Annotated in this window: 10 protein-coding genes; 6 read left to right on the forward strand and 4 right to left on the reverse strand. The window is 72.2% G+C overall.

Going from position 1 to position 10505, the window contains the following annotated elements; translation table 11 throughout:
* The first annotated feature begins 66 nt into the window (after window positions 1-66).
* The gene (locus AB0M93_RS47195) at window positions 67-1200 is read left to right on the forward strand and encodes a GuaB3 family IMP dehydrogenase-related protein (protein WP_364287582.1); all 1134 of its coding nucleotides are present in this window, start codon (window positions 67-69) and stop codon (window positions 1198-1200) included.
* On the opposite strand, the gene AB0M93_RS47200 is transcribed toward AB0M93_RS47195, so the two are convergent.
* Complete coding sequence (locus AB0M93_RS47200) at window positions 1184-1378, reverse strand: DUF397 domain-containing protein (protein WP_364287585.1); 195 nt, start codon at window positions 1376-1378, stop codon at window positions 1184-1186. The genes AB0M93_RS47195 and AB0M93_RS47200 overlap by 17 nt on opposite strands.
* A 154-nt stretch (window positions 1379-1532) precedes the next feature.
* Between AB0M93_RS47200 and AB0M93_RS47205 the strand changes: the two genes are divergently transcribed.
* From AB0M93_RS47205 to AB0M93_RS47215, 3 genes are all read left to right on the forward strand, one after another.
* Window positions 1533-3236 (forward strand): GMC family oxidoreductase, encoded by a 1704-nt coding sequence (locus AB0M93_RS47205; RefSeq protein WP_364287588.1) that lies wholly within the window; start codon window positions 1533-1535, stop codon window positions 3234-3236.
* 19 nt (window positions 3237-3255) lie between these two features.
* Entirely contained in the window at window positions 3256-3963 is a 708-nt protein-coding gene (locus AB0M93_RS47210) for a maleylpyruvate isomerase family mycothiol-dependent enzyme (RefSeq protein WP_364287591.1), read from the forward strand.
* 72 nt (window positions 3964-4035) lie between these two features.
* Window positions 4036-5538 carry an FAD-binding oxidoreductase gene (locus AB0M93_RS47215; protein ID WP_364287594.1) on the forward strand — a complete coding sequence of 501 codons (1503 nt, stop codon included), beginning with the start codon at window positions 4036-4038 and terminating at the stop codon, window positions 5536-5538.
* Here AB0M93_RS47215 and AB0M93_RS47220 read toward each other — a convergent pair.
* Entirely contained in the window at window positions 5535-6119 is a 585-nt protein-coding gene (locus AB0M93_RS47220; protein WP_364287597.1) for a TetR/AcrR family transcriptional regulator, read from the reverse strand. The genes AB0M93_RS47215 and AB0M93_RS47220 overlap by 4 nt on opposite strands.
* 116 nt (window positions 6120-6235) lie before the next feature.
* Here AB0M93_RS47220 and AB0M93_RS47225 point away from each other — a divergent pair, with 116 nt between their 5' ends.
* Window positions 6236-7258: an aldo/keto reductase gene (locus AB0M93_RS47225; protein WP_364287600.1), complete on the forward strand. Its 1023-nt coding sequence runs from the start codon at window positions 6236-6238 to the stop codon at window positions 7256-7258.
* Between the two features lie 11 nt (window positions 7259-7269).
* Here AB0M93_RS47225 and AB0M93_RS47230 read toward each other — a convergent pair whose 3' ends face one another.
* Window positions 7270-8715, reverse strand: coding sequence for an aldehyde dehydrogenase family protein (locus AB0M93_RS47230; protein ID WP_364287603.1), 1446 nt, complete (start codon window positions 8713-8715; stop codon window positions 7270-7272).
* Window positions 8716-8770: 55 nt separating this feature from the next.
* The gene (locus AB0M93_RS47235) at window positions 8771-9805 is read right to left on the reverse strand and encodes a zinc-dependent alcohol dehydrogenase family protein (protein ID WP_364287606.1); all 1035 of its coding nucleotides are present in this window, start codon (window positions 9803-9805) and stop codon (window positions 8771-8773) included.
* Between the two features lie 75 nt (window positions 9806-9880).
* Here AB0M93_RS47235 and AB0M93_RS47240 point away from each other — a divergent pair, with 75 nt between their 5' ends.
* Complete coding sequence (locus AB0M93_RS47240; RefSeq protein ID WP_364287609.1) at window positions 9881-10486, forward strand: rhomboid family intramembrane serine protease; 606 nt, start codon at window positions 9881-9883, stop codon at window positions 10484-10486.
* Window positions 10487-10505 lie beyond the last annotated feature (19 nt).

Genomic DNA, 10505 nt, shown 5'->3' on the forward strand with positions numbered 1-10505 from the left:
CGCGTCACCCACGCGGCCTAGCGACAATGGGGCACGGCAGATTGTCGTCGGCGGAGGAGGCTTCACGTGCGGGACCTGGTCGAGATCGGGATGGGCCGCACCGCGCGGCGGGCGTATGACCTCGACGATGTGGAGATCGTGCCGTCGCGGCGGACTCGCTCGTCCTCGGTGGTGTCCACCGCCTGGCAGATCGACGCGTACCGGTTCGACCTGCCGCTCGTCACGCACCCGACCGACGCGATCGTCTCGCCCGGCACCGCGGTCGCCGTCGGCGAGCTGGGTGGCCTGGGCGTGCTGAACGCCGAAGGGCTCTGGGCGCGGCACGCGAACGTCGAGGACGCCATCTTCCAGCTGGTCCGCGCGGCCGAGGACCTCGAAGACCCGACCGCGGTCGGCCGCGTGCTGCAGGAGCTGCACGCCGCGCCGATCCGGCTCGACCTGCTGACCGAGGCGATCAAGACCGTGCGCGAGTCCGGTGTCACGGTGGCCGCGCGCGTCAGCCCGCAGCACGCCGCCGAGCTGACGCCCGACCTGATCGCGGCCGGCGTCGAGATCCTCGTCGTGCAGGGCACGATCATCTCCGCCGAGCACGTCCAGCGCGACGCCGAGCCGCTGAACCTCAAGGACTTCATCGGCCGCCTCGACGTCCCGGTGATCGCCGGCGGCGTCAGCGACTACCGCACCGCGATGCACCTCATGCGCACCGGCGCGGCCGGTGTCATCGTCGGCCACGGCTACACCCCGGGCGTGACCAGCACCGACCGCGTGCTCGGCATCGGCGTCCCGATGGCGACGGCGATCATCGACGCCGCGGCCGCCCGCCGCGACTACCTCGACGAGACGGGCGGCCGGTACGTCCACGTCCTCGCCGACGGCGGCATGACGGTGTCGGGCGACATCGCCAAGGCCATCGCGTGCGGCGCGGACGCCGTCATGCTCGGCTCTCCGCTGGCCGCCGCGTCGAACGCGCCCGGACAGGGCCTGTACTGGACGGCGGCGGCCGCGCACCCGTCGCTGCCGCGCTCGCGCGTGGCGGCCGGGCCGGACTACGCCGTCGACCTCAAGACCCTGCTGTTCGGGCCGTCGTCCGACGCGGAAGGCGTGGTGAACCTCTTCGGGGCGCTTCGCCGGGCGATGGCGAAGACGGGCTACTCCGACCTCAAGGAGTTCCAGCGGGTCGGGCTCACCGTTCGCCGGTGAGCCGCGCGAGGAACGCCGCGAAGGCGTCGGCGGAGTAGACGAGGACCGGGTGCGGCGCCGGGTCCTTGGTGTCCCGCACCCCGACGACACCGGGACCGGTGCCGATCTCGACGCAGGCGTTCTCCTCGAAGTGGCTGTGGCTCGACTTGCGCCACCCGGTGAGCGTTCGTGGGCTCATCTGGTGCCTCCTGGGAATGGTGTCCCGCTCGGCGGTGCATCGCCGACGTGGACATCGAGCACCTTCAAAAGTACCCACAGTTGTCATCGGACAAGCGTAACTGGCCGGTAACTTACCTCTGGTCAGAACGCGAAGCCGGAGCTACGCTCAAGGTGTGACTGCCAGTAACACCACCACTAGTGCAGATGGCTTCGACTACGACGTCGTCGTGGTGGGGTCGGGGTTCGGCGGCAGCGTCGCGGCGCTGCGGCTCACCGAGAAGGGCTACCGGGTGGCCGTCGTCGAGGCGGGCCGCCGGTTCGCCGACGACGAGTTCGCGAAGACGTCGTGGGACCTCAAGCGCTACCTGTGGGCCCCGCAGGTCGGCTGCTACGGGATCCAGCGCATCCACATGCTCAACGACGTCATGGTGCTGGCGGGAGCCGGCGTCGGCGGCGGCTCGCTCGTCTACGCGAACACGCTGTACCGGCCGCTGAAGCCGTTCTACCGCGACCGGCAGTGGGCGCACATCACCGACTGGGAAGCCGAGCTCGCGCCGCACTACGACCAGGCGAGCCGGATGCTGGGCGTCGTCACGAACCCGAGCATGACTCCGTCGGACGTCGTGATGCGCGACGTCGCGAAGGACATGGGCGTCGCCGATTCGTTCCACCCGACGCCCGTCGGCGTCTACTTCGGCAAGCCCGGCGAGCGGGCGAAGGACCCGTACTTCGGCGGCGCCGGTCCCGACCGCGTCGGCTGCACCGAGTGCGGCTCGTGTATGACCGGCTGCCGCGTCGGAGCGAAGAACACGCTGGTCAAGAACTACCTGTACCTGGCCGAGCAGGACGGCGCGCAGGTCATCCCGCTGACGACGGTGACGTCGGTGCGGCCGGTCGACGGCGGTTACGAAGTCAGCCTCAAGAAGACCGGGACCACCTCGAAGAAGTTCCGGACGACGATCACGGCCGAGAAGGTCGTCTTCGCCGCCGGGACCTGGGGCACGCAGAACCTGCTGCACCGGATGAAGGACACCGGCACGCTGCCGCGGTTGTCCCGCCGGCTCGGTGAGCTGACGCGCACCAACTCCGAGGCCATCATCGGCGCGGCTCGCACCGAGGTCGACGAGAGCCGCAACTTCAGCCGCGGGGTCGCGATCACGTCGTCGATCCACCCGGACGAGAACACCCACATCGAGCCGGTCCGCTACGGCAAGGGCAGCAACGCGATGAGCCTGCTGCAGACGATCGCGACCGACGGCGCCTCGCCGGTGCCGCGCTGGCGGCAGGCCGTCACGTTCATGCTCAAGCACCCGGTCCAGGCGGCGAAGCTGCTCAACGGCTACCGCTGGAGCGAGCGCACGGTGATCCTGCTGGTGATGCAGAGCCTGGACAACTCGATCACGACGTACACGAAGCGCGGTCTGTTCGGGCGGCGCAAGTACACGTCGAAGCAGGGCCACGGCGAGCCCAACCCGAGCTTCATCCCGGCCGGCCACGAAGCCAACGAGCGCACGGCGGACCGCATCGGCGGCATCGCGGGCGGCACGTGGGGCGAGATCTTCGACATCCCGCTGACGGCCCACTTCATCGGCGGCGTCCCGATCGGCGCGTCGCCCGACGAGGGCGTCATCGACCCGTACCACCGGGTGTTCGGCTACCCGGGCCTGTCGGTGGTGGACGGCGCGGCGATCACGGCCAACCTGGGCGTGAACCCGTCCCTGACGATCACGGCCCAGGCCGAGCGCGCGTTCTCGTTCTGGCCGAACAAGGGCGAGGCGGACCTGCGGCCGCCGCAGGACGAGGGGTACGTCCGGTTGGAGCCGATCGCGCCGAAGAACCCGGCCGTCCCCGCCGAAGCGCCCGCCGCGTTGCGCTGATCCTCCTAGACTCGGGGCCGTGACGGCATCCGAAAAGGCACACGCCCTGCTCGACGGGGTCAGGAAGCTCGACGACGAGTGGGCGCGGGCCATCGGTGGCCTCGGCGAACCCGAGCTGCGCGCTCCCAGCGCGTTGCCCGGGTGGTCGCGCGCCCACGTGCTCGCGCACGTCGCCCGCAACGCCGACGGGCTGCGGAACCTGCTGACCTGGGCGAACACCGGCGTCGAGACGCCGATGTACCCCAGTGCCGAGGCGCGTGAACGGGACATCGAAGCCGGCGCCCAGCACGCCGCCGGCGACCTGCTCGCCGACTTCGTCGCCTCGGCCGGGCGCTTCGAGCAGTACGCCGCCACGCTGCCCGACGACGCCTGGGCGCGGGAAGCGCGCAACCGGCAGGGCGATCCCGTCACCGGAACCGTCGTCGCGCGGATGCGGCTGTCCGAACTGACCATCCACCTCGCCGACCTCGACCGCGGCTGCGACCTCGACCGCGTGCTCGCGCTGCTCGGGCCGCTCACCGAGGACGTCGTCCAGCACGCCGTCACCGCGCGCGGGGCGCACCTGCCCGCCCTGCGGCTGGTCGCCGACGGGTTCGAGTGGACGATGGGCGCCGCCCCGAAGGCCACCGTCCGCGGGTCGGCCGGGGCGCTGCTGGCCTGGCTCAGCGGGCGCTCCGACGGTGCCGGCCTCGACGGTGCCGTGCCGTCGCTCCCGGCCTGGGCGTGACCGGTCCGCTCCGCCCGGTGGACGCCGTGCGCCCGCTCTACACTGGGCGTTCCCGGCCCCGAGGAGTCCGCTGTGGACAGTGAGCACGACCAGGGGCGGTCCGGCGTCCCGCGGCGGACGTTCCTGCGGATCGCCGGTGTCTCCGCGGCCGGCGCCGTCGCCGCCGCGTGCGGGCCCGACACCCCCTCGGCGCCGGTCGCGTCGACCGCTCCGGAAGCCACGACGTCCGCGCCGCCCGCCAGCCGGCTGCCGAGCGCGCCGCCGAACTGGGACGACCTGCGCAGCCAGCTGGCCGGCGGCCTGGTGCGCCCCGGCGCCGACGGCTACGGCACCGCCAAGCACGGGTTCAACCAGCTCTTCGACGGCAACAACCCGGTCGCCGTCGCGACCGTGTCGACCGTCCAGGACGTCCAGAACTGCCTCCAGGCCGCCGCCGGGCGCGTGACCATCGCCGCGCGCAGCGGCGGCCACAGCTACGCCGGCTACTCCGTGCCCGAGGGCGGGCTGGTCATCGACGTGGCCGCGCTGAACAAGGTCGACGTCCAGGGCACCAAGGCCGTGATCGGGGCCGGCGCCAAGCTGGGGGACGTCTACGCCGCGCTGGCGCGGGCCGGGCGCGCGCTGCCCGCCGGGTCCTGCCCGACGGTCGGGATCGCCGGGCTCACCCTCGGCGGCGGCATCGGCGTGCTCGCCCGCAAGTACGGCCTGACCTGCGATCACCTGAGCTCCGCGCAGATCGTCACGGCCGACGGCCGGACGCTCACCGCGTCCGCGGACTCCGAACCGGACCTGTTCTGGGCGTTGCGCGGCGGGGGCGGTGGCAACTTCGGCGTCGTCACCGAGTTCACCTTCGACACCGATCCGGCGCCGGACCTGACGGTGTTCTCCCTGCGCTTCCCGGCCGGGTCCGCCGCCGGCGTGTTCGCCGCGTGGCAGCAGTGGATCGCCGCGATGCCGCCGGAGCTGTGGGCGAACCTGGTGCTTTCGGGCGGGGCGCCGGTCCAGTGCCGCGTCGGCGGTTGCTACGTCGGGGGCGTCGCGGGCCTGAACACGCTGCTGAACAACCTGACCACCAACGCCGGCGCGCGGCCGACGCAGCGGGTGGTGAAGAGCCTGGACTACCTCGGCGCCATGAAGTACTTCGAGGGAAGTTCGAACCGCCAGTCGTTCATCGCCTCGTCGCGGATCATCACCACGCCGGTCGACGCCGCGCAGGTCGTCGAGGTCGCCGACGGCCGGACGGGCATGGACCTGCTCATCGACGGCCTCGGCGGCGCGGTCGCCGGCCCGGCCAAGGACGCCACCGCGTTCTGGCACCGCGACGCACTCGCCAGCGTGCAGGTCTACGCGCCCGCGACGGCGAAGACCCGCGCGAAGGTCGCGGAGTCGGTCGGCGACGTCGTGGCCGGGCTCGCCGCGGCCGGCGCGGGCGGCGGGTACGTCAACTACATCGACCCGGCCCTGCCGGACTGGAAGACCGCCTACTACGGCGACAACGCCAAGCGCCTGCAGGACGTCGCGAAGAAGTACGACCCGCAGAACGTCTTCCGGTTCGGGCAGGGCGTCGTCAGTTAGCCCGGCGTCCGTCCCGCGGCGCCGTAGCGGAGGCCGTCGACGAGGACGGCGACCATGCGCCTGCCGCGCTCCGGCTCGCGGCCGGGTACGGGCTGGCACAACAGCGCGATCGCGTGCAGAAGGTCCACGGCGTCGAGGTCACCGCGGATCGCGCCGTCGGCGGCCGCCGCGTCGAGCAGGGTGGTGAGCGTGGGACCCAGCCGCTCCATGAAGTAGTCAGGCAGCCCTTCGAACGCCCGATCGCCCGAGTGCAGGGCCGACGCGAGCCCGCGTTTGGTCTCGAGGAGTTCGACGAACCGGTCGATCCAGAGCGAGATCGCCTGCGCCGGCGGGTGGGCGGCGCTCAGCGCGGGGCCGGCGTCGGCGACGGCGTCGATCCCGGTCCGCACGACCGCCTTGACCAGGTCCGAGCGCTGCGGGAAGTGCCGGTACAGCGTGCCGACGCCGACGCCGGCGAGGTCCGTGATCTCCTTGGCCGGGGCGTCCACGCCGGAGGTGTCGAAGACCGTCCGCGCCGCCTCGATCAAGGCATCGAGGTTGCGCTGGGCGTCGGCGCGCCGCCGTCGGGTTCCCTGGGTCACTTCGCCCCTCTCGGTTGCGTAACCGGAAAGGCTTTCCGTATAGTTCCGGAATAGCTTTCCACTTACGGCCAGCGTACGGCATCCGCGCCGGCCGGCACCTCGGCGGGAGAGAAACCATGCAGTACCGCACCCTCGGCCGGACCGGGATCAAGGTCAGCCCGTACGCGCTCGGCGCGATGATGTTCGCGACGTCCTTCGGCAATCCCGACCCGGACGATTCCGCCCGCATGATCCACAAGGCGCTGGACGTGGGCATCAACTTCATCGACACCGCCGACGCCTACGGCGACTCCGAGGAGGTCGTCGGCAAAGCGCTGCGGGGCCGCCGCGACGACGTCGTGCTCGCCACCAAGTTCGGCCGCCAGGTCGGTGACGATCCGCGCCACCAGGGCGCGTCCCGGCGCTGGATCGTCACCGCCGTCGAGAACTCCTTGCGGCGCCTGCAGGTCGACCACATCGACCTCTACCAGCTGCACCGCACCGATCCCGCGACGGACGTCGAGGAAACGCTTTCCGCGCTGACCGACCTGCTCCATGCCGGCAAGATCCGCGCGATCGGCACGTCCCAGAGCCTCGCGTCCGACATCGTCGAGGCCCAGTGGGTCGCCGAACGGCGCGGCCTGGCGCGGTTCCGCGCCGAGCAGGCGGCCTACTCCCTGCTCAACCGCGGCATCGAACGCGAGGTGCTGCCGCTGGCCCAGCGCTTCGGCATGGGCACGCTGATCTGGGGTCCGCTCGGCCAGGGCCTGCTCACCGGGCGCGTCCGCAAGGGCGAGCGGAACGACCTGCGCCGGGCCCACCTGCTCAAGCACCTCAGCGACGAACGCCGGCTCGACGTCGTCGAGCAGCTCGTTCCGCTGGCGGCCGGAGCGGGCCTGCCGATGACCCACCTCGCGATGGCCTTCGTCATCGCCCACCCCGGCGTCACCAGCGCGCTGCTCGGCCCGCGGACCATGCCCCAGCTCGACGACCTGCTGGCCGGCGTCGAGGTCCGGCTCACCGACGACGTCCTCGACCGCATCGACGAAATCGTGCCGCCCGGCACCAACGTCGGCGCGCTCGACCAGAACTACCAGCCGCCGGCCGTGCACGACCCCGCCCTGCGCCGCCGCCCGCTCGCCGAGCGCGCCGCGGCCTAGGCACTACTCGGCTAGAGGTCGATGCCGGTGAAGACCGTGACGCGCTCTTCGGTCAGGTCGTGCATCGCGGCGAGCACGCCTTCGCGGCCGACGCCGGAGCCCTTCACGCCGCCGTAGGGCATCTGGTCGGCGCGGTAGGACGGGACGTCGCCGATGATCACGCCGCCGACCTCGAGCTCGGCCGCCGCGTGGAAGGCCAGCTGGACGTCGGTGGTGAAGACGCCGGCCTGCAGGCCGTACGCGGATTCGTTGACCGCGCGGAAGGCGTCGTCCACACCGTCCACAACGGACACCGCGAGCACCGGGCCGAAGATCTCCTCGTTCCAGGCCTTCGCGTCCGCGGGGACGTCGGTGAGCAGCGTCGGGGCGACGGTGGCGCCGTCGCGGGTGCCGCCGGTGAGCACCTTCGCGCCGGCTTCGACGGCCTCGTCGACCCACGCGATGATCCGCTCCGCGGCGGCTTCGTCGACCACCGGGCCGACGTCGGTGTTGCGGTCGTACGGGTCGCCGGTCCGCTGCGCCTCGACGGCCTCCACCAGGGCGGGCACGAACTCCTCGGCGACGGCGGCGTCCACGATCACCCGCTGCACCGCGATGCAGGACTGGCCGGCCTGGTAGTTGCCGAAGGTCGCGATGCGGTGCGCCGCGCCTTCGGGGTCGGGCCAGTCGCGCAGCACGACGGCCGCCGCGTTGCCGCCGAGCTCCAGCACGACGTGCTTGCGCGGCGCGGCGTCCTTGAGGGCCCAGCCGACCGGACCGGAACCGGTGAACGACACGACCGGCAGCCGCGGGTCGGCGACGAGCGCCTGGGTCTGTTCGTTTCCCAGCGGCAGCACGGAAAACGCGCCTTCCGGCAGGTCCGTCTCGGCCAGGATCTCGCCGAGGATCAGCGCCGACAGGGGCGTCCGCGGTGCGGGCTTGACGATGATCGGCGCGCCGATCGCCAGCGACGGCGCCACCTTGTGCGCCACCAGGTTGAGCGGGAAGTTGAACGGCGCGATGCCGAGCACCGGCCCGCGCGGGACGCGGCGGGTCAGCGCCAGCCGCGCCTCGCCCGCGGGGTCGGTGTCGAGGCGCTGGACGTCGCCGGTGAAGCGGCGGGCCTCCTCGGCGGCGATCCGGAACACCGACACCGCGCGCTTGACCTCGGCCTCGGCCCACTTGAGCGGTTTGCCGTTTTCGGCGGTGATCACCTCGGCGATCTCCTCGGCGCGCGCGGCGAGCACCCGGGAGACGTGGTCGAGCGCGCCCGCGCGCAGGTGCGCGGGGCTGCGCCGGAACTCCTTGGCGACCGACGCCGCGGCGGCCACCGCGCGTTCGACCTGCTCCGGCCCGGGCACGGCGACCGTGGCGACCTCGCTGCCGTCGTACGGGTGGTGCACGACGAGGGTGGTGGCGCCCGCTTCGGGGCGGCCGGCGATCCAGGCGGGGCGCGGCTCGGGGGTGATCATGTCCATGCGTACCAACGTAATCAAGGTGGGGGCCCGGCCGGTGGACCCCCACCCGGACGGGTCACGGCTTGATGAGCACCTTCAGCGCCTCGCGGTCCGCCATTGCGCGGTAGCCGTCCGGTACGCCTTCGACGTCGATGGTGCGGTCGAACACCTTGCCGGGCTGGTACTTGCCGTCGAGGACGTCCGGCAGCAGCTCGGGGATGTAGTGCCGGGCCGGGGCGACGCCGCCGGTGACGGTGATGTTGCGCCGGAACAGCGCCGGGCCGATGGGGCCCTCCTCGTACTGCGGCACGCCGACGCGGCTGACCGCCCCGCCGGGGCGCACGACGCCGACGGCCATCTCGAAGGCGGGCTTCGTGCCGACGCACTCGAGGACGGCGTGCGTGCCCTCGCCGTTCGTCAGCTCGCGCACCTTCTCGATGCCCTCTTCGCCGCGCTCGGCGACGACGTCCGTCGCGCCGAACTCGCGGCCGAGGTCGGTCCGCGCCCGGTGGCGTCCCATGAGGACGATCCGCTCGGCGCCGAGGCGCTTCGCGGCGAGAACGGCGGACAGGCCGACCGCGCCGTCGCCGATCACGGTGACGTTCTGCCCCTTCGTGACGCGGGCCTTCGTCGCCGCGTGGTGGCCGGTCGGGAAGACGTCCGACAGCGTGAGGAGCGACGCCAGCAGCGTGTCGTCCTCGGTGTGCGGCACCTTGACGAGGGTCCCGTCGGCCTGCGGCACGCGGACCGCCTCGCCCTGGCCGCCGTCGACGCCCTTCGCGCCCCAGAAGCCGCCGTGCAGGCAGGACGTCTGGAGCCCTTCCCGGCAGAACTGGCAGGTGTTGTCGGAGTAGACGAAGGGCGCGATGACGAGGTCACCCTTCTTGACACTGGTGACGTCCGCGCCGGCCTCCTCGACGATCCCGAGGAACTCGTGCCCGATCCGGCGGCCGTGCTCGCTCGGCGCCATGTCGGCGTACGGCCAGAGGTCGCTGCCGCAGATGCAGGACCGCACGACCCGCAGGATGACGTCGGTCGGCTCGGCCAGCTTGGGGTCGGGGACCGTTTCCACCCGCACGTCACCGGCCCCGTAGATGACTGTCGCTCGCATGGATGTGCCTTTCCCTGGGCGGAACGTGACAAACGGACGGGGTGCGGCCGCGGTGACGCGCCTAGATTTTCGTCCATGACCACGCCCACCGCATCCCGCACCCCGTTCGGTGCCCTCGCCCCGGTGACCCGCCGTCCGTACCTGACCGCCGTGGTCTTCGTGGTCACGCTGGCGTGCGGCATCGCGCAGCTGGTGCACCCGCCGCTGTACGACGCGATGCACCGCGACGCCGCCCGCATCGACGCCGGCGAGTGGTACCGCCTGGTCACCGGCATGTTCTTCCAGGACGGCTGGGCCTTCGGCCTGACGTCGAACCTGGTCTGGCTGGCGGTCTTCGGCACGCTCGCCGAGCGCGTGTTCGGCCGCGTCCGCTGGCTCGTCCTGTACTTCGGCTGCGGCCTGTTCGGGCAGGTCATGAGCTACCTGTGGCTCAACCCGGTCGGCGCGGGCAACTCGATGTGCGTGGCGGGCCTGCTCGGCGCACTGGCGGCGGTCGTCATGGCGGCGTCGCGCCGCTACGGCGTCGTGCTGCCGATGCAGTTCCGGATCATCGCCTTCGCCGCGCCGGTGCTGGCCGTGGTGGACACGCTGGTGCACGACAACCACGGCCTGCCGCTGCTGCTGGGCCTGGCGCTCGGCTTCGCCCTCCTCCCGCCGGTCGTGAGTGGTAAGGCGGGTTAGAACGCGCCTTGCCACTCAC

This window comes from Amycolatopsis sp. NPDC051102, from assembly GCF_040682815.1.
Lineage (GTDB): Bacteria > Actinomycetota > Actinomycetes > Mycobacteriales > Pseudonocardiaceae > Amycolatopsis.

Coding starts and splice junctions, on each gene's coding strand:
- AB0M93_RS47200 (WP_364287585.1), bottom strand. CDS start 1,378: ATGAGCCCACGAACGCTCACCGGGTGGCGCAAGTCGAGCCACAGCCAC.
- AB0M93_RS47225 (WP_364287600.1), top strand. CDS start 6,236: ATGCAGTACCGCACCCTCGGCCGGACCGGGATCAAGGTCAGCCCGTAC.
- AB0M93_RS47230 (WP_364287603.1), bottom strand. CDS start 8,715: ATGGACATGATCACCCCCGAGCCGCGCCCCGCCTGGATCGCCGGCCGC.
- AB0M93_RS47235 (WP_364287606.1), bottom strand. CDS start 9,805: ATGCGAGCGACAGTCATCTACGGGGCCGGTGACGTGCGGGTGGAAACG.
- AB0M93_RS47240 (WP_364287609.1), top strand. CDS start 9,881: ATGACCACGCCCACCGCATCCCGCACCCCGTTCGGTGCCCTCGCCCCG.